A 19,159-nucleotide genomic window follows, 5' to 3' on the forward strand; every position below is an offset into this window, starting at 1 on the left:
TTATCTGTACGTACTAAAAGGGAATTTAAGCAAATATTAAGTACTAGCAAGTTTCATTAAGTCTAAGAAACTAAATGGAGTATGCTGTGAGTAGAAATTACAACCATAGCTACTGTCTACACGCATAGTCGATAAACTGCAGCTCTCTTTTTTATGAGTTATTAAAGGCTGTCGATTTACTTATAGCGATAATGGTTATTATTGTAGCGACCATTATTGTTGTAACGGCCATTATCTTTTTTATGTTTAGCTTTTTTATTCTTGTGATGATCGTTTTTATTCTTATGCTTACCTTTTTTAGTATCATGGTGAGCATTATTAGTTTTATAGCCGCCATTATTATAACGACCATTATTGTTATACTTACCATTACCCTGATGCTGACCGTTTGGGTAATAAACTCTTTGACCATCATGACTTGGCGTGACGGTACAACCAACGGTGGTGCCGAACAAAGCAATCACAATACCAGCAGAGAAAGCAGTTTTTAAAGTTGAGAAGCTTAATATCTTCATAATAAATATTCCTATTATCTCATTAATAATTTGGCGATTACTGGTGTTTGATTACTGATCTTAATGTTGCATGACCACAATAACGTTGCATAAGAAAAGCTAGCGCATAAAAATGCTAAATTGACCTAAAACTGGACTGTTTAAAGATTAATTATCCCAAACTAGCTTATCTGACTAAAGGCGTCAACTTACCAGTGACGCAAAAATCCCATTCAGATGCTATGTAAATGACTATGAGCAAAGATTTGTTGTTAAGGATTAATCTTTCTCAACTTTGATAACATTCAAGTTTGGATAGCCAAGTAAAATCTCATATTGTTGCGAACCACGTTTGGCTTCAATCTCAAACACGCCGCGCCCGTTCTTCTCCTCGAGCTCGATATCTTTAACTTGGTAACCCATTGATCTTACCTTGTTGACCGCACCTTGCTTAATCGCTGGATAACGGGATTCTCTCTTAATGCTGCCTTCAGTATTATTTTTATAACGCTTATCGTTTTTATATTTGCCATTATTCTTGTACTTATCTTTTTTATAATCGTCTTTGTCGTAACGGTCTTTATCGTATCTGTCATCTTGCCAAATATTAGAAGAGGCTGTTTTGTTTGAGCTAATGAGTCTTAAATCAGGATAGGTATATTTGAGCTCATAAGTTTGATTGTTCTTTCTAGCAATAGCGGTGAGTGCTCGATTGCCACGATAGTTGTCAGAGCGAATTTCCATGACTTGATAGCCTTGGCGGCTCAGGTTATTGCGTAAAGTTTGACTCACACGCTTATAGTCAGCATTACCATAATCGCTGTTACCACCATATATTGGGTAGTCTTCGTAAGCTGGACCAACAACGGCACAACCGGCAACTGTCCCTAACATAGTTAGCGCCAGACCAGCGGATATTGCTGTCTTCAATGAGAAAGCAGGTAGAATTTTCACGATAAAATCTCCTTTGGTATAGCGTATCTGAGTAAAGGACTGTTGTTGATGAGATTTGAATTTTTAATAGTGATTGGTATAAAAGGTTAAATATTTTATAAAGGATTATTAAGTGATGATTATTAATAATCGATATTTGTTTTTTAATCTTGAAATATTTTCTTACATACACATAGTAAGACTTAAAAATCATTAATACATGTCTTTGGTGTTAAGAAGTTGTAAATTTTGCAAATATTTGCGTAAGCATTTGGCGCTTTAGGTGACTAAGCTGTTGCTAAGCTTATTAAACATCGCTAACTCTTTTTGCGTTTAAATAAATAGTACAGTGCTTTATAATTCATTCATTTTCAATAATAATAGCTTTATCAATGACTTATTTAATCATGGCTGTTTTAACAAGAGACTATGTAAGCATATGCTTACACGCAATGACGCTTACGCGACTTAACAGGTGCCTCATAATTTGACACTATACACACACGGCATAAGGGAATGTGACTCAAGGATTGAGTTGACCGTATTAAGGATAATAGTTCAATCGCTAGCATCAGGATGATAATAGCAATTGGAATAAGGACACATTACCCGTGCTGCAGGCAGATAATGCCAGTAGTAGTCAGAAAGAATGGGCAGGATGCCCAGCTATCACAATATACTCAATAACCTGCAAGGATGCAGTGATTAGAGTGGTGATGGGCAACAAGGATAGTTGACAATAAAACCGCATAATAATTAATTGTTATGCGGTTTTATTGTGTCTGGGTATTAGATATTCCTCTGCCTGTATTCCCCAGCATCTATTTATCGTAATAGCTATCAATGGTATTTCTCCCGGCCCAACCTTTCTACATATTGATTACGATGATCGTCAAGGTAAATCGGTAATTATTAGTGAAGCATGAAAAAGGCAAACAAAAAAACCGCATTACAATCGATGCGGTTTTTATTTACTAAATAAATGATAAAAATGTGTACTTATCTTATGACAATATTTTATAAGAAATTTTATGAATTAGTATTTGTTTTCGGTACGCCACGCATCAACTTCGCGCTCAGCGTCATCTTTACTATGACCATAACGCTCTTGGACTTTACCAACTAGCTTGTCACGGCTACCTTCGATATGTAGTAAGTCATCATCAGTAAGATCAGCCCATTTTTGCTTTACTGAGCCTTTCAGCTGTTTCCACTCACCTTTTAGGGTATGTTCGTTCATTGTGATATTCCTTATTCTCGTTATTGCGCCTCTATAACCCTGTGATTAGAAACTACATCAACTGTTTATACGACGCTTTAATATGCAAGTTATTATTTATGATTCTTATTGCTTGTTCAGTGCTACTTTTCAGTACTTTACAACTAGCCAGTGGCTAACTTGTACTATCAATATAGGAAGTTCTGCGATACTTGTCTGTAGGGGCAATGTTTGTAGTGTTACTCAATTATGATAAAAACTGCCTCTATGTTAGGAGCAGCATAGTTGTGTAAGAGATTAGGCATTTTTTCAGTATGATCCGTAAAGATTGGCCATGAATAATCCATCCTTTGAGTATTTAAATATAGACTTACTGTTTAAATGACTATAGCCTTATAGTTGAATTAACGGTGGTTTTATAGGTTTGACCAAGCTAGGGCAAATTGACAATGAATTCATTTAATACAGTAATAAATGATACGAAAACAGAATCGAAGCGTGAGCAGGCAAAAGCAAAAACCCGTCATAAATTGCTAAAAAGTGCCTTGCAGTTGTATAGCTTAGAAGGCAGCTGTAGCATGAGTATGAATAAAATCGCGAAAGGGGCAAATATTGCCCAGCCAAGTTTTTATAATCACTTTGACAGTTTAGATACGTTGCAGCAGGTGATGAGCGAGCAGCTTAAAGACAACTATTTATCGCCGATGCGTATGGCGTGGGTAGATATGCTTAAAGACTATCCAACGCTATCTAAAGAAGAGTTCAATAAGCGCTGCCAACACTGCTTGACCATGATTTTTGATGCGGCATTTCAGAATATCGCCTTATTTCAACGTTTAATCGAAGACAGTCTGCGTTTTGATTCAAAAATAGAACGTCAAGGTTTGGGAAGCTTGATCACAGAAATACGAGAGGAGTGGACCAAGATATTTATGCAGGGGTTGCAGTCAGCCGAGTGTGGTTTTGAAGAATCTGACGTTCATCTTTGTGTCGATATCGCTTCCGCCCAAGTACATGAGCTGATATTAGGTTGTCATCAACAGCGTTATTCACGGCAGCAGGCAATTGAGATATTATGCAAAAACTTTGATGGACTTTTTAGTGGTTTTTTCACCAAAGACAGGCATAGAGTAGATGGCTAGTTATTTAGCTTATCAATTTTTAGTAATGCTTAGCTTTAACTAATGCTCAATAGTTTTAAGATGAGCAAATTTAGTAACCATATTAAACTTATAAAACGGAATTTATATAGTAAAAGCGATAGTAAAAAACAACAGGGAGCGCGACCATGAGTAGTGAACAAATTGAAACGGATGCACAAACACATTTTAGAACCTGTAACTTATGTGAAGCGATGTGCGGTATTGTCATCAAGCATGATGGTAAGAAGGTGTTATCGATCAAAGGCGATAAAAACGATCCATTTTCTAAAGGTTATATTTGCCCAAAAGCGACTGCTTTGCAAGACTTGCATGAAGACAGCGATCGCCTGCGTCATCCCGTTGAGAGAACCGCTAACGGTTGGAAAGAGATTAGCTGGGCTGATGCTTTGGATAAGGTAGCAGCGGGTGTTCAGTCGGTACAGAAAAAGTACGGTCAAAACGCCTTCGGTATTTATCTAGGCAATCCTAATGTCCATAATCTAGGCGGCATGTTAACCATTAAGCATCTATTAACCAGTATCAAGACGCGCAGTCGCTTTTCTGCGACTTCCATTGACCAGTTGCCCCATCACATCGTTAGCATGCATCTTTTCGGGCATATGCTGCGCATCCCTGTGCCTGACGTCAATCGTACCCAATATATGCTCATCATTGGTGGTAATCCATTGGCGTCTAATGGCAGTATTATGACCGCACCAAATATGCGCCAAAAGCTAAAAGATATCAAAGCCCGTGATGGCAAAGTAGTAGTGATTGATCCAAGGCGTACCGAAACGGCAGACATTGCGAGCGAGCATCATTTTATTCGTCCAGCAACGGATGTTTTATTTTTGCTCGCCATGCTCAATGAAATCTATGCACAAGGTTACGCGGACAAAGCACAGGCTAATAATAGAGCCGCAGCACTGACGCCAGAGCTTGCGCGCTTAGCAGATTTTGCTAAAGACTATAGCGCAGAGTCAGTTGCTGATATTACTGGCATTAATGAAGATGAGATTAAACAACTGGTCAAAGAATTTTGCGAAGCTAAAAGCGCCGTCTGTTACGGGCGCATGGGCGTATCGGTGCAAGAGTTTGGCCTATTAAGTCAGTATCTCATTATGGTGATTAATATTGTCACCGGACGTTTAGATGAAGTGGGCGGCCTAATGTTCCCCAATCCTGCGGTTGATGTGGTCAATAACTCTGGCCCAGGTTATTTAGGCAAACGTCATAGCCGAGTAAGTAACTTGCCTGATTTTAACGGCGATTATCCAGTGGTAGCGATGGGTGATGAAATGTTGGTAGAAGGTGAGGGTCAACTAAAAGGCTTTATGACGGTGGCTGGCAATCCTGTCCTAAGCACGCCGAATGGTGAAAAGTTGGATAAAGCCTTTGCCAACTTGGACTTTATGGTCGCGATTGATTATTTCGTTACAGAAACCAGTCGTCATGCTCATATCATTTTGCCACCCGTATCGCCTCTAGAGCGTGACCATCATGATGTTACCTTTAATAACTTTGCCGTGCATAATGTCGCTAAATATTCAAAAGCATTGTTTGCTAAGAAAAAAAATGCAAAACATGATTGGCAAATCTACTTAGAGTTGGCAAAACGTCTGGATAAAAAAGCTCCACTTGCGACCAAAATTGAGCGCCGATTGGTCAGGACATTGGGCCCGAAGTTTATGCTTGATCAAGGGTTAAGACGCGGACCTTATGCAGGTATGACGCTTAATAAACTTAAGAAAAATCCGCATGGTATCGATTTAGGACCTCTCAAAAAGATGTTGCCACATGCTTTAAAGCATAAAGACAAGCAGATTCATCTTAACGTTGATTTTTATCAAGCAGATTTAGAGCGCGTACAGGCAATGATGCAGGACTATGATAGCAAGCAGATTTTATTAATCGGTCGTCGTCATGTACGTAGTAATAACTCGTGGCTGCATAATAGCTATCGGTTGGTAAAAGGCAAACCGCGCTGCACGCTTATGCTGCATCCTGAAACTGCCAAAGAATACGGTATCGAAGATGGTCAAAATGTAAAAGTTACCTCGCGCGTTGGTAGTGTAATGATAGTTGCAGAAGTCACGAACGAGCTGATGCCAAGAGTGGTAAGTATTCCACATGGCTGGGGACACGGCCGTAAAGGGGTAAAACAAAAGATTGCTCAAGCGCATGCGGGTGTCAGTGTCAATGATTTGACGGACGATACCTTAATCGATCAGCTCAGTGGTAATGCGGCAGTCAATGGCGTACCAGTACAATTGCAAGCGATTAAGCCAGAAGTGATTGATTTGGAGACGACTGACTTGGAGATGGCTGACTCTGATGTTAATTCTGATATTGAATCAGGGAGCGCTGCATAAAATAGTTTTAGCATAAAATTTTTTTACAAATAAGAAAGGCGCTTATATCAGCGCCTTTTTTGGCATTTCTACACCAACAAAATCAAAATCGACTGGCGGTGTCTCACCCTGTATTAATAAACTGATCGCCTTTGCCGAACCACAAGCATGCGTCCAGCCAAGCGTACCATGACCCGTATTGAGCCATAAATTATCAAATGTGGCGTCTGTATTTTGACTACCATGACGGACTTGACCTGTATGCGCGCGTCCTATTAACGGCACATTAGAGGGGGTCATCGGTCGCAGCCCTGTCCAATATTGGACAGAATTAGCAATAATGCCTTTGGGAAATAGCTGCTGCACACGGCGAGTGATGGCTTCACAGCGTATGGTATTTAAATCCAAATTATAGCCGTTAAATTCTGCCGTTCCAGCAACCCGTAATTTGTCACCAAGGCGTGATGTTACCAATTTGAACTCATCATCAATGAGACTGACGAAGGGTGCCAGATGCGGCACGTGGGGATTGATTTGATAAGTAGCCGAGTAGCCTTTAGCGGGAAAAATAGGCAGATGCATATTCAGTGGCTTCATCAGCGCTACGCTATAGCTACCGAGCGCTAGCATATGGCTGTCCGCACTAAAAGTCTGCGCGTTTTCACCCTTGGGTCGAATAGTAATACTATGGATATGCGGGCTAGTAGAGTTGGTGTCTGCATTTAACGCCAAAATCTCGGTATCATATAAGAACTGCACGCCAGCTTCGACGCAGCGCTGAGCTAAGCGTTGAGTAAATAAATGGGCATTACCTGATTCATCACGGCTGGTATAAGTCGCACCTTTGAGTTTATGCGCAATAGGGTAGAGCGCGGGCTCGAGGCTGACGGCATTATTGATATCAATGATATGGCGCTCACAGCCTAACTCTTGCATGCGCTTGGTTGGTGCAATGGCGGCATCAAACTCAGCTTGGTTAGTATAGAAATGCATGATGCCGCGCGTTTGCTGCTCATAATCAATACCAATATCAGCACGCAGCTGTTGTAGTGCGTCTCGTGAATACAAGCCTAAGCGTACCATTTGTACCAAATTGGCATCGGCTCGTTCTGCGCGGCATTCTTTTAAAAACTGCATCGCCCACTTAAGCTGCGCCTTATCAGCACGCAAGCGATATAGCAGCGGCGCATCCTCGCGAAACAGCCATTTAAGGGCTTTCATTGGGGCAGCAGGATTTGCCCAAGGCGTCGCATGCGAGACAGATATCTGCCCACCATTAGCAAATGAAGTTTGCATACCCGCAGCTGACTCACGTTCAATGACGGTTACATCGTAGCCTGCTTGGCGAAGATACCATGCGGTGGTCACGCCCACCACACCCGCTCCGAGTACCGCAATATGACTCATAAATTGCTCTGCTGGGTTCTTAGTAAAAGTGCTCTAAAAGATGCTTGGTACTTGATGCTTGATGCTTCGTGTTATTGATTACTTCACGTTATTTTTGGCGGGCAACATCCGCTTGCAGTGCTGGCGGTAAGTCTAATATCGTAAGCTCGCTATCCGCTATATGTTCTGGACGGGCGACGACCAATGCCTTAAAACCACTCTCATCTGCAATCGCATTGACCACTTGGATTTTATCGAGCTTGTCACCTGCTGCTGGTACGTCGCCTGTGCCGCTAACATAATGTAAAAAAGCTTTTGGCGCCGCTTTAAAGTAAATACGGGCAATGACTTCTTGACCAAGGTAGCAGCCTTTATCGTAATCCATACCGCCGCGCTGATGCAGCCGTAGCTCTTGTGGCTGAAACAGTCCTTGCGTAGCTGCCGCTATCCAGTAGTTACCCGCTACTAGACTCGCTTGCATCCATGCTTGAGTATCTGCTGGCGTATTATGTTCCTCTTTATGGCTAAAGGTCGGCAACTCATCGAGTACGCAAGGATAAATCGGCGCTGGCGCACTGGTATCAAATTTTGAAAAGGCGCCAAACTTTTTTAAATGGGCTTGGAAAGCCTCAACGCAATCGGCACTGATAACCACATCATAGTGTTTTTCGTCTTGTTTTTTTATCCAAAGTCCAAAATCGATGCGACCTTTTAAATTGCTAAGCGCCGTTGCTTGATAGCTAAGTCCGAGCTTGGTGACATCAGAGGTCAATTGCCCTTGTAAGAATTTTTCCGCGTCTTCACCTTGAATGGTTAGTTGAGCAAATTGTGGCAGTGTTGATTGAGTCATTATTGTTGTCCTATTTATCAGTCGCTATAGCCTCAGATATTAGGGTTAATACTGAGTTATTAAAGTAGTTGTTAAAATAATGTTTGAGAAATGGTGTTTGAGGTTTTTTACCATCTAAAGGCAAATGGCTATCAAATCAAACTTGGTTAAAGCAGAGTACCATAAAAAACCATGTGATAAAAAACGCCTGTTTTAAGAGATAAACGAATGTATCCATTAATCACCGTACGGCGTTTACAATCTAAGCGATTGGTTAAAGCTGGCGAGTTACGGTACAATGTTAGCTGTAGAATACACCCAATTTATCACGGCTGACGAGGAAATTATGAGCTTACCCAATTGCCCAAAATGCGATGCTGAATATACGTACGAAGATGGTTCGTTACTGGTATGTCCCATGTGTGCTCATGAATGGACCGCGGCTGACACTGATGCGGCGCAAGCTGAAGAGCAAGATGCGGTCATCCGTGATGCGGTCGGTAATGAGCTGCAAGATGGTGATACCGTCACCGTGATTAAAGACTTAAAGGTCAAAGGCTCATCAACCATTATCAAAGTCGGCACCAGAGCGAAAGGTATCCGCCTACTGCCCGATGCGTCTGATGGTCATGATATCGACTGTAAACTCGATGGTTATGGACCAATGAAGCTGAAATCGTCGGTGGTTAAAAAAGCCTAATGTATTGTTAATAAAATAAGACCGAATGAATAAGTAGAGAATAATTATGAGTACTAAAAATGAACAACTTTTTGCGCAAGCACGTAAGCATATTCCTGGCGGCGTAAACTCACCGGTTCGCGCCTTTGCCGGTGTCGGTGGCACGCCTATCTTTATGCACCGTGCTAACGGTAGCAAAATCTATGACACCGAAGACAACGCTTATATCGATTATGTCGGCTCTTGGGGTCCCATGATTTTGGGTCATGCGCATCCAAAAGTCATTGATGCCGTTAAAAAAGCCGCGGATGATGGTTTGAGCTTTGGTACGCCAACACCATTTGAAACCACGGTTGCCGATAAAATTTGCGAAATTGTCCCGAGCGTTGAGATGATTCGTATGACCAGCTCTGGTACAGAAGCGACCATGAGCGCGATTCGCTTAGCACGCGGCTTTACTGAGCGTGATAAAATCGTCAAATTTGAAGGTTGCTACCATGGTCATTCAGACAGCTTATTGGTAAAAGCGGGCTCGGGCATGCTCGATATTGGTGAACCAACGTCAAAAGGCGTGCCAGCAGATTTTGCTAAGCATACGATTACCATTCCTTATAATGACCCACAAGCGATTAAAGATTGCTTTGAGAAATGGGGTAGTGAGATTGCTTGCGTGATTGTTGAACCAATCGCTGGCAATATGAATATGGTCATTCCGACCCAAGAATTCCACGATACTTTGCGCGCAGAATGTACCGCCAATGGCGCAGTATTGATTTTTGACGAAGTGATGACCGGTTTTCGCGTCGGACTTGGCGGCGCCCAAGCGCATTTTGGCATTGACCCTGATTTAACCTGCTTTGGTAAAATCATCGGCGCCGGTTTACCGGTTGGTGCTTTTGGTGGTAAAAAAGAAGTGATGTCATGTATCGCGCCACTTGGCGGCGTCTATCAAGCGGGTACGTTATCAGGGAACCCATTGGCGATGCGTGCTGGTATCGCGATGTTTGAAGACTTAACCGTCGATGGTTTTTATGCTGAATTGTCAGCGAAAGTAGATCAGCTCGTTGATGGCTTCCAAGCTGCTGCAGACAAACATGGCATTAATATGCGTACCAATAAATTGGGCGGTATGTTTGGCATGTTCTTTGTTAAAGACAAGGCAACAAACGTACCGCAGAATTTCGATGACGTCACCGAGTGCGATATGGACGTATTTAATACCTTCTTCCATGGCATGCTAGATCGCGGTATCTACCTTGCGCCGTCTGCTTATGAAGCGGGCTTTATGTCCATCAAGCATAGTCATGCAGACATTGAAGCGTCTATTAAAGCCGCTGATGAGATTTTTGCTGAAATGGTAAAAGCTTAGTTTCAAAACTGTTTCAAAACTGTTTAAGCACTATTTAAATACGTTAAGAGTATTTGAATCTTAATAGTAAAGATAAAAAGCCAACATGATTCATCATGCTGGCTTTTTTATTTTTATTAAATTGAATCTATTAAATGATGCTTATTAAATTTTATCAAACTTACGGTCTTTTAAGCTGAGTCTGCCGCGTAGCACATCGCTATACATGCGAAAGTCACTGACAAAGCTCTGTAGAGGGAATTTAAAAGAGGCCGGTTTGTTCTTCTCAAAGAAAAAATGTCCAACCCACGCGCAGGCATATCCTGCTGCAATACCTTTCAGTAGTGGCTTTGCCGAGCGATTTTTAACAGATTTTGCCAATCCCAAAAGACCAAAGCTACTACCGGCAAAATGCAAGCGGCGGCAAGCCATGTTTTGATGCTCATTTAAATAAAAATCGTAAAATTTTAGCTTAACTAAACGTTTTACGTGAATAAGATTGCCATGATTAGTTTTTTCAGTGTCAGTAGACAATTTTGTTTTTGCGGCTTGGGCGGTTGTCTGCTTCATAACTTTTGCTTCCTTGCAGGGTGTGATTGATTGAGCATCATCATTCCGTGATGGGCTTAAATGGTGAAAGCTAGTGCTTATTATATATATCGAATGGTATAGATAGAGCATTTATCGCCATGAGTAAGTGCTTGTTCTTTATTATAATATAGAGGATTGCAGTTGTAGCAAGCCGTTATTGTTAAAATAGGCTATGTTAAAGTGCGCCCGAGATTTTGGCTGCTAGTTTTCAGGATTAAAGCATATTTGTTTCTCGCTTAATCTATAGGTAGCGGTGCAAGTCTCTGACTCACCAGCGTTTTGCATAAATATTTTAATAGCAAAACTTGCTATAATCCTCATCATAATGACAGTTCTAATATATCTAAACTTTATATAAAAGCCCTTAGTTATATAAAAACCTTCAGTTTCATTGCATGTATCCTCTATTTTAAAAGCCTTGGCGCTTTTGAATATCTTTTTTATCTGACACGGTAACGATCTCTCTTATGCCTAAAGATTACCTGAAAAACCCACCACTTGCTGATGATGAGATGATGGCAGCCATTGATATTGGCTCCAACAGCTTTCATTTAGCGATTGCTCGCCTCGATCATGGTGAGGTGCGAAAAGTAGTGTCTATGTCTGAAAAGGTGCAGCTCGCTGCCGGACTCGATGAGAATAATATCTTGGGCGCTGCTGCTGAAAAGCGCGGTTTAGAATGCTTAAGCCGATTTGTTGCGCGTTTAGATTCGGTGCCGCCTGAGCGTATTCGCGTCGTCGCGACCAACGCCTTGCGCCAAGCCAAAAACGCCAATGACTTCATCACCCGTGCCAATAAAATTTTGCCCAAACCCATTGAGATTATCGCCGGACGAGAAGAGGCGCGTTTGATTTATTTGGGCGTCTCACATACCAATGCCAGTAGTGATAAGCGTTTGGTCATTGATATTGGTGGCGGTTCGACAGAGTTTATTATTGGTCAAGAATTCGATCCACTATTGACCGAGAGCTTGCAGATGGGCTGTGTGGCCTTTACTCAAAAGTATTTTTCGGATGGATTGATTACCAAAGAAGCCTTTAATAATGCCATCTCGAGCGCGCGTAAAGAGGTGTTAGCGATTAATGGACGTTACCAAAAAGTAGGCTGGAGTAGTGTCGTTGGCTCGAGTGGCACGATTAAAGCGGTGCGCAACGTCCTTGTCTCAAAAGGCTGGGCGGATGAGCAAGAGCGCATTACTTATAAAGGCGTTAAAAAGTTAGAGAAGTTATTGCTAAAAATTGGCAACGTCGATGACATTGATTTAGAAGGCGTGAAAGAGCATCGTAAAGCGGTCTTTCCCGCAGGTGTGGCAGTATTACGTGCGATCATGAAAGTATTGGCCATCGAGACCATGGTTTATTCAGATGGCGCGCTACGCGAAGGCGTCATGTACGACATGCTCGGCCGCTTTGCTAGCGAAGACGTGCGTGACCGCAGTGTCTTGGCGCTGATTAAGCGTTATTCAGGCGATAAAAAACAAGCCAAACAAGTGGTTAAAACCAGTCTTAATCTATTTGAGCAGGTAAAAAGTCAGCTTAGCCTCAATAGTGAAGATGGTGATTTGCTCAGACGGGCGGCGTCCTTACACGAAATAGGCTTAGCGATTGCTCATAGCAGCTATCATAAGCACAGTGCTTACTTGATTGAATACTCTGATATTCCAGGATTTTCGCAAGTGGATCAAAAGCGTATGGCGCAATTGATGCTGAATCATCGCCGTAAGCTCAAGGCTGATATGTTAGAGCAGACTTGTACCATCGGTGGTGAACAGCTCGTTTATTTGTGTTTGCTGCTACGCTTAGCGGTACTGGCGCACCACAGTCGCAGCGATCATGAATTACCAAAGCTAGCGCTAAAAGTGCTGGAGGATAATCGCTGGCAAATTACGGTTGGAGAAAGTAGTGAGCACTATGCTTTCTTATTATCAGATTTGCATACTGAGATTGAGCAGTTTGCTAAATGGGGTGTGAAACTGAGCGTGGTTGAAGCACAAGCACTGAACGCTAATACTGACTCTTAACACTGGCTCGTTACTATTGTAATAATTGCGCTACAGATTAACGTAACAAAAGCGCCGTTGTCAGTAATGTCATGCTATTTAAGATGTGCTACTATAGCTTCTATTGAGTTTACAACTGTACTTTGATTGTCGGTTATCCAAAAGCCGATAACAGTACCAACTAACAGTGTCATTATTAAACATCACCACATTATGTAGAATTACGAAAGGGAAGCGTCTATGAGTACCGTCTGGGATAGCGTTCAGCTTGCACGGCATGCCAAACGTCCATTATTTATGGACTATGTGAATCAGCTGTTTACTGAATTTGATGAGTTGCATGGTGACCGTGCTTATGCGGATGACAAGGCTATCCTTGGCGGTCTTGCGCGCCTAGACGGCCAGCCTGTGATGGTGATTGGCCAACATCGTGGTCGTAGTACGCGCGAACGTATCGCCCACAATTTTGGTATGGCAAACCCCGAAGGCTATCGTAAGGTCATTCGTTTGGTGAAAATGGCTGAGCGTTTTAACATTCCGGTGATGACCTTTGTCGATACCCAAGGCGCTTATCCCGGTATCGGTGCTGAAGAGCGCGGACAAGCGCAAGCCATCGCTGAAAGCATCGCTGTGTTTTCTAGCCTAAAAGTCCCTATCATCGTTACCATTATCGGTGAAGGTGGTTCAGGTGGCGCGTTGGCAATTGGTGTTGGCGATAAGGTAAATATGCTACAAAACAGTATTTACTCGGTTATCTCTCCTGAAGGCTGTGCGTCTATTTTATGGAAAACTGCTGAAAAAGCCCAAGATGCCAGTGAGGCCTTGAAGTTGAATGCGATTAATCTCTATCAAATGGGCTTAATTGATGCGGTTATCGACGAAGGCGAGGGCGCACATATCCAGCCGCAGCCAGTGATGATAGCGCTAAAAGCATTAATCGTTGAGCAATTAGATGAGCTTAAAGACATGGATGCGCATGAGCGTTGCGAGCTGCGTTATGAGAAATTAAAATCCTTTAACTCAGAAGTGATGTTGCCTTGCTAAGATTTTATATTGCTAGGGTGCTTAAACTTAGCTTTTAACGATATCGATTTACGCTTAATGTTAAAATAAAAACGTGTCATTTTATGGCGCGTTTTTTTGTACGGCTTCATTTATCCTAGCAAATCTGCATTGGCGTTAAAGTGGTTCGGCTGTTAATAAGTTAAAGATTAATAAGGTTAATAATGACGAATAGTGCAATCCTCCCATATCCTATTAAACCGATAGCTACTCTGCCTATCGATAATGCTCTGGCAGAAGCATTATTAAGCAGTTTAGCTGAGTATGGCGAGCAACTGCATGGACGGCGAGTTTGGCTGGCCTGTAGTGGTGGGCGTGATTCGTTAGCACTGGCAGCGCTGTGTGTGCAGCTCTATCAGCAAGGTAAATTGACATTTTTACCGCAATTGTTGCATGTTAACCATGGTCTACAAGCGGATAGTGGCGCTTGGGCGGTGCATGTTGCCGATTGGGCAAAGGTGCAAAATATAGCTTGTCGGATTTTACGCGCCCAAGTGGACGGTCATGATGAACAAGCCGCACGCCAAGCACGTTATGATGTGATGCGTGCGCAACTTAATCAAGATGATGTATTACTCCTAGCGCATCATGCCGATGACCAAGCGGAAACCGTATTAATGCGCTTGATTCAAGGCGCTGGGGTAAATGGTCTATCAGGTATGCAGCCGTGGCGTGTACAGATGCAAGGCGCACATCGCATAGCGTTATGGCGACCTTGGCTAACGGTGAAACGCGCCGATATCAGCGCCTATGCACAGCTTATAAAGCTACCCTATATCGATGACCCAACCAATGAGGCTGGCGATAATGTGCGTAGTGGCTTACGTCGAGACATCATGCCGATATTAGCAACTTATAACCCAAACGTTATTGATAACATTGCCCGTAGTACGCAGTTGTTAAGTGATGCGCAATTAATAATCAATGCCCAAGCAGTCGATGATTTGCAACAGATAGAGGTTGCACCGTTACAACTTCAATATGCACAGCGCGTACTAAATATAGATAAACTACAAACCTTACCATCCTATCGTCAGCGACAATTATTGCACCATTGGCTCGGTCAAGATGAGCCATTGCCGCCTGCAAAGCAGCTCGTTGATGATGTCTTACGCCTAAGCCAACGTGATGATAATGATCACCAAACGGTGCTATTTTGGAAAGGTCGCAAGCAGTCGTATACTGTTCGCCGCTACCGTCAGCAGCTTTATCGTCTCAGCAGTGACTGGCTCAAATGGTTAGAGTTAACCTTTACCGAGCAGACGCAGACCTTATCTAGTCATACTGAGTCTAATCTTACTGTTATTCATACAACTGACAGTAAGTCCGTTTCCATGACCTTACGTAATGATAATAAATTTATTTGGCAATTACAGATTACACAAAATGAAATAATTCGGCTATTAGAAAGCTATGAAGATAAGTTGAAGGTTACCTTTGCGCCATTAGAACGCAATCAGCGTGTGCAAACTCCACTGGCGTCTCGTCCACAAGCGGGCAAAAAGCTGTATCAAACTTTGGGTATTCCCTTATGGATGCGTGAGAGTTTGGTGGTAGTTAGTGTGGCTTCTATAAATGAAAGAAACATTGAAAATGAGCATTTAGACAATGAGCGCCGTATAGAATTGCCTATTTTATTATTATCGCCTTTTGAAAGCTGGGTGTTGGCTGTTGAACAGTCGAGTATTAATGTAGATGTAAAAGAGCTTGCCGCACTTATTGAAAGCCATTTAATTTTGCGTCAAACGTGTTAAATGATAAATATGCTGCGTTATATAGTGATGATTATTTAAACGGTAAGTCCATTATTGAGCCTTTGAATTTATCAAACGACGCCAGTAGCAGTATGGTAAACTGAGTGTCATTTTACCTATCATTATGTTAGTTTGAATGCCTTTGCATTTTTTGAATAGGAGACACGTATGTCAGTATTAGATAATAAAAAAATCAGCTTTATCGGTGGCGGCAATATGGCGCAGGCCTTGATTAGCGGGCTAGTCAGCTGCGGTGTCAAACCGAGTCTGATTACAGTGGCTGATCCAAGCAATGAAGCGCGCGAGCAATTGGCTGCGAAAGGATTAAATACGGTTGATCCAACTGCCGATGCAAAAGCGACAGTTATCGGTGCTGACATCGTGGTATTGGCAGTCAAACCACAAGTCATGAAAGCAGTGGTCAATGGTTTTGCTGATGTTTTAGACAAGCAGCTGGTGATTTCAGTGGCAGCAGGATTATCGACTGCGCTGTTATCAAATATGCTCGGCGGATATAGCAACATCGTCCGTGCGATGCCAAATACCCCAGCGATGATTCAAATGGGCGCAACAGGTCTGTACGGTACGGATGATATTTCTGTTGAACAAAAGCAATTAGCAACCGCAGTGATGGAAGCATCAGGTCTGGTCATGTGGGTCGACAATGAAGAGCACATGCATGCGGTCACCGCCGTATCAGGCTCAGCGCCAGCTTATATGTTTTACTTTATCGAAGCGATGGTCGATGGGGCAGTCGCGTTAGGATTGGATAAAGAACAAGCGTCAGCACTGGCGATGCAAACCATGCTGGGCGCGGCAAAAATGGCGCTAGGTAGTGAAGACGCACCAAGCGAGCTACGTCGTAAAGTCACTTCACCAAACGGTACGACCCAAGCGGCCATTGAGTCCATGCAAGCCAATGACATCAGTCGTCAAATTGTTGAAGCAATGCAGGCCTGTTATGATCGTAGCCAAGCGTTAAGTGAAGAGATGAGTAAATAGCCTTTAATGGTTAGTGCTTTACTGATAGGGTATGTCATGATTTATGAGATGCCCTATTAATAATCATAAAAAATGTAAAGTCATAAAAATGCCTGATAATGACATTCGTCATCCTAAATCCCGTTAATAATGTCACATTGAGTAGCACTTCATGAACAACCTGTTATTGCAAATTTTTGATTTGGTCACCACCTTCGCCATGATGTTGGTGTTTATCCGCTTTATGCTACAGTTTGCGGGGATGGATGCCAGCAGTCCTATGATTGCCCCTGCTTATAAAGCCACCCATATCGTCGATGTGTTTGGGCGTATTTTCCCAACTGTTGGTCAAGGCCGTATTAGTATTGCTGCCATTGTCTTGATGTTTTTAATCCGCTTGATTGATATCTCTGGTAAGGCGGCGTTAACCCATAAAGGCATTGCGCCTGTACCACTATTTTTTACTGGTACTGTCAGCTTGGTATTAGACTTTTTGCGTATGTGCCGCTATCTGGTTATCGGCTCTATCATTGTGAGCTGGATTGTGGTGTTTACCCAGTCTCAGCATCCGATCATTGGTATCATTGTTAATTTAGCGGAGCCGATCTTGGCACCATTCCGTCGAATCACGCCAAACTTAGGTATGATTGATTTATCACCAATGGTTGCCTTTTTTGCCTTTTATCTGCTTGAGATATTTATCGGTGGATTGGCATCAAGCTTTATGCCGATGTTGGGCTAAGTTAAATTCATTAAGTAAAAAGTATTAAGTAAAAGTTAGTATAAAATCGAACACTGAATAAAAAGGCGCTTTATAAAATATAGAGCGCCTTTTTTTATTTACCATCTATAGATTATTCTAAAATTCTACAAAACGATTGGGTATCAATTGGGCATTGGCATTATCAGGGTGCGGCGCATCAGCGGCACGCAGCGTTTGGGTAATCCAACTATCTGCAGCCTTTACCGCCTCAATAAGCGCGTCACCCATTGCCAAGCGTCCAGCAATAAAGCTCGCTAATGAGCAGCCAGAGCCATGAAATTCACCGGCTAAGCGTGGTAAGACACTTTTATGTACCATCTCACCTTTGATATATAAATACTGCTTAATATCACCGCTATCAAAATCGTGTGAGGTTTTGACCAGTACCGCATGAGTACCTTGGGTGCATAATTTTCGCGCACCGATATGCAAATCTTGCTCTCCGCTTAAAGCACGCAGCTCATGCGTATTTGGGGTGATTAAAGTCGCATAGGGAAGCAGTTCTCTAAACGCCGTCACCAGTGTTTGCTCATCGCCTAAGCTGCCACCACTATTGGCAACCAATACCGGGTCGAGTACAAATGGCGTGTCAGCGGCGATAATTTGCTCAGCAAATAGACGCGTCAGCATCGCGATATTGTCAGTGGTGCCAAGCATACCTGACTTAATTACCGCAACAGGTAAATCATCGAGCACTGTGGTCGCCTGCGCTTCTACCAGTGCTGCTGCACAAGCCTCAAAACCGAATACCTGCTGCGAGTTTTGTATGGTAATCGCCGTACAAGCGATTGCGGCATAAGCGCCTGCTTGACCGACAGCCTCGATATCTGCTTGTAATCCAGCACCGCCCGACGGATCCAATCCTGAAAAACACAGTACCACTGGTCGCATAACCCTTCCTTTTATTTATTCTATAATGAATCATAAATACTATAGCTATCGATTGCCCAAAAAGCCATAGTCATTAGATTTTGGTCAATTACTGATAAAAACTCACTAGTAGTAAAACCGAAAACTAATCTGGATTTTCATAGCTAAATCAGGTGATTTTTAGCCTTAAAAAATAATAAAGCCATTTAAATCGATAATTATGGCAAAAGCTGCGTTAAATCTGTAGACAACGCTTGCAATTCGTTTTGGCTTTGCTATAATACCGCCCACGGCATAAGACGTATCATTAGCATCGATACTGTGTTTAAAGAAGTGTTTTTTATAAAAATATTTCGATAAGTGTCTTAAATCGTTCGGTGAAGTGGGTGAGTGGCTGAAACCAGTTCCCTGCTAAGGAACCATACGTGTAAGCGTATCGAGGGTTCGAATCCCTCCTTCACCGCCATTTATTCAGTTGTTATAAGAGTAATAACGCAGAAATTGGCGTTAATAATTTTTTAGTTTATCATTCAAAAGTAATTTGAATTTAACTGAGAAATAAGTTGACACAAGCGAGATTATCTATATAATAACCAACCTAATTTGCTGCAATTGTTTTTAACAACGCAGTAGATAATGTGCAAAGTACGCGCTTGTAGCTCAGTTGGATAGAGCACTTGGCTACGAACTAAGGGGTCGGGAGTTCGAATCTCTCCAAGCGCACCATTTGCATACTGGCTTATTTGTTCATATAACC

At 42.4% G+C, this 19,159-nt stretch carries 16 protein-coding genes and 2 tRNA genes; 11 read left to right on the plus strand and 7 right to left on the minus strand.

Going from position 1 to position 19,159, the window contains the following annotated elements; all coding sequences use genetic code 11:
• Positions 1-176: 176 nt before the first annotated feature.
• From AC2FA3_RS08530 to AC2FA3_RS08540, 3 genes are all read right to left on the minus strand, one after another.
• Complete coding sequence (locus AC2FA3_RS08530) at positions 177-515, minus strand: hypothetical protein (RefSeq protein ID WP_201545356.1); 339 nt, start codon at positions 513-515, stop codon at positions 177-179.
• A gap of 258 nt (positions 516-773) precedes the next feature.
• Positions 774-1,448, minus strand: coding sequence for a hypothetical protein (locus AC2FA3_RS08535; protein WP_490509199.1), 675 nt, complete (start codon positions 1,446-1,448; stop codon positions 774-776).
• A 1,015-nt stretch (positions 1,449-2,463) separates the two neighbouring features.
• Positions 2,464-2,667: a CsbD family protein gene (locus tag AC2FA3_RS08540; RefSeq protein ID WP_490509200.1), complete on the minus strand. Its 204-nt coding sequence runs from the start codon at positions 2,665-2,667 to the stop codon at positions 2,464-2,466.
• Positions 2,668-3,095: 428 nt separating this feature from the next.
• Between AC2FA3_RS08540 and AC2FA3_RS08545 the strand changes: the two genes are divergently transcribed.
• On the plus strand, positions 3,096-3,788 hold the full coding sequence (locus AC2FA3_RS08545) for a TetR/AcrR family transcriptional regulator (RefSeq protein ID WP_490509201.1): 693 nt from the start codon (positions 3,096-3,098) through the stop codon (positions 3,786-3,788).
• 146 nt (positions 3,789-3,934) lie between these two features.
• Positions 3,935-6,160, plus strand: a complete 2,226-nt coding sequence (locus AC2FA3_RS08550) for a molybdopterin oxidoreductase family protein (protein ID WP_490509202.1) — start codon at positions 3,935-3,937, stop codon at positions 6,158-6,160.
• A 42-nt stretch (positions 6,161-6,202) separates the two neighbouring features.
• Here the strand turns inward: AC2FA3_RS08550 and AC2FA3_RS08555 are convergent, their stop codons facing one another.
• Together AC2FA3_RS08555 and ygfZ are read right to left on the minus strand one after the other, a co-directional pair.
• A complete protein-coding gene (locus AC2FA3_RS08555) occupies positions 6,203-7,546 on the minus strand; it encodes a D-amino acid dehydrogenase (protein ID WP_490509203.1) in 1,344 nt (447 codons plus the stop codon).
• An 88-nt stretch (positions 7,547-7,634) separates the two neighbouring features.
• Entirely contained in the window at positions 7,635-8,375 is a 741-nt protein-coding gene (gene ygfZ, locus AC2FA3_RS08560) for a CAF17-like 4Fe-4S cluster assembly/insertion protein YgfZ (protein WP_490509204.1), read from the minus strand.
• A 325-nt stretch (positions 8,376-8,700) separates the two neighbouring features.
• Here ygfZ and AC2FA3_RS08565 point away from each other — a divergent pair, with 325 nt between their 5' ends.
• Together AC2FA3_RS08565 and hemL are read left to right on the plus strand one after the other, a co-directional pair.
• Positions 8,701-9,054: a zinc ribbon domain-containing protein YjdM gene (locus AC2FA3_RS08565; RefSeq protein ID WP_320157915.1), complete on the plus strand. Its 354-nt coding sequence runs from the start codon at positions 8,701-8,703 to the stop codon at positions 9,052-9,054.
• Positions 9,055-9,100: 46 nt separating this feature from the next.
• Positions 9,101-10,402, plus strand: coding sequence for a glutamate-1-semialdehyde 2,1-aminomutase (gene hemL / locus AC2FA3_RS08570; RefSeq protein WP_490509205.1), 1,302 nt, complete (start codon positions 9,101-9,103; stop codon positions 10,400-10,402).
• A gap of 144 nt (positions 10,403-10,546) precedes the next feature.
• On the opposite strand, the gene AC2FA3_RS08575 is transcribed toward hemL, so the two are convergent.
• Positions 10,547-10,951, minus strand: a complete 405-nt coding sequence (locus AC2FA3_RS08575; protein WP_490509206.1) for an Mpo1-like protein — start codon at positions 10,949-10,951, stop codon at positions 10,547-10,549.
• Positions 10,952-11,439: 488 nt separating this feature from the next.
• On the opposite strand from AC2FA3_RS08575, the gene ppx reads away from it, so the two are divergent.
• The 5 genes from ppx (at position 11,440) to AC2FA3_RS08600 (ending at position 17,511) form a co-directional block, all read left to right on the plus strand.
• Positions 11,440-12,993: an exopolyphosphatase gene (gene ppx / locus AC2FA3_RS08580; protein ID WP_490509207.1), complete on the plus strand. Its 1,554-nt coding sequence runs from the start codon at positions 11,440-11,442 to the stop codon at positions 12,991-12,993.
• Between the two features lie 219 nt (positions 12,994-13,212).
• Positions 13,213-14,016 carry an acetyl-CoA carboxylase carboxyltransferase subunit alpha gene (locus tag AC2FA3_RS08585; protein ID WP_490509208.1) on the plus strand — a complete coding sequence of 268 codons (804 nt, stop codon included), beginning with the start codon at positions 13,213-13,215 and terminating at the stop codon, positions 14,014-14,016.
• 182 nt (positions 14,017-14,198) lie between these two features.
• Positions 14,199-15,788, plus strand: a complete 1,590-nt coding sequence (gene tilS, locus AC2FA3_RS08590) for a tRNA lysidine(34) synthetase TilS (protein ID WP_490509209.1) — start codon at positions 14,199-14,201, stop codon at positions 15,786-15,788.
• Positions 15,789-15,956: 168 nt separating this feature from the next.
• Entirely contained in the window at positions 15,957-16,790 is an 834-nt protein-coding gene (proC, locus tag AC2FA3_RS08595) for a pyrroline-5-carboxylate reductase (RefSeq protein ID WP_490509210.1), read from the plus strand.
• A 151-nt stretch (positions 16,791-16,941) separates the two neighbouring features.
• A complete protein-coding gene (locus AC2FA3_RS08600) occupies positions 16,942-17,511 on the plus strand; it encodes a YggT family protein (protein WP_490509211.1) in 570 nt (189 codons plus the stop codon).
• A gap of 117 nt (positions 17,512-17,628) precedes the next feature.
• Here the strand turns inward: AC2FA3_RS08600 and AC2FA3_RS08605 are convergent, their stop codons facing one another.
• Complete coding sequence (locus AC2FA3_RS08605) at positions 17,629-18,423, minus strand: hydroxymethylpyrimidine/phosphomethylpyrimidine kinase (RefSeq protein ID WP_490509212.1); 795 nt, start codon at positions 18,421-18,423, stop codon at positions 17,629-17,631.
• 355 nt (positions 18,424-18,778) lie between these two features.
• Here AC2FA3_RS08605 and AC2FA3_RS08610 point away from each other — a divergent pair.
• Together AC2FA3_RS08610 and AC2FA3_RS08615 are read left to right on the plus strand one after the other, a co-directional pair.
• Positions 18,779-18,868, plus strand: a tRNA-Ser gene (locus AC2FA3_RS08610).
• Between the two features lie 183 nt (positions 18,869-19,051).
• Positions 19,052-19,128, plus strand: a tRNA-Arg gene (locus tag AC2FA3_RS08615).
• Positions 19,129-19,159: the final 31 nt, after the last annotated feature.

It is taken from the genome of Janibacter sp. CoH_79_TC_3 (assembly GCF_058197955.1).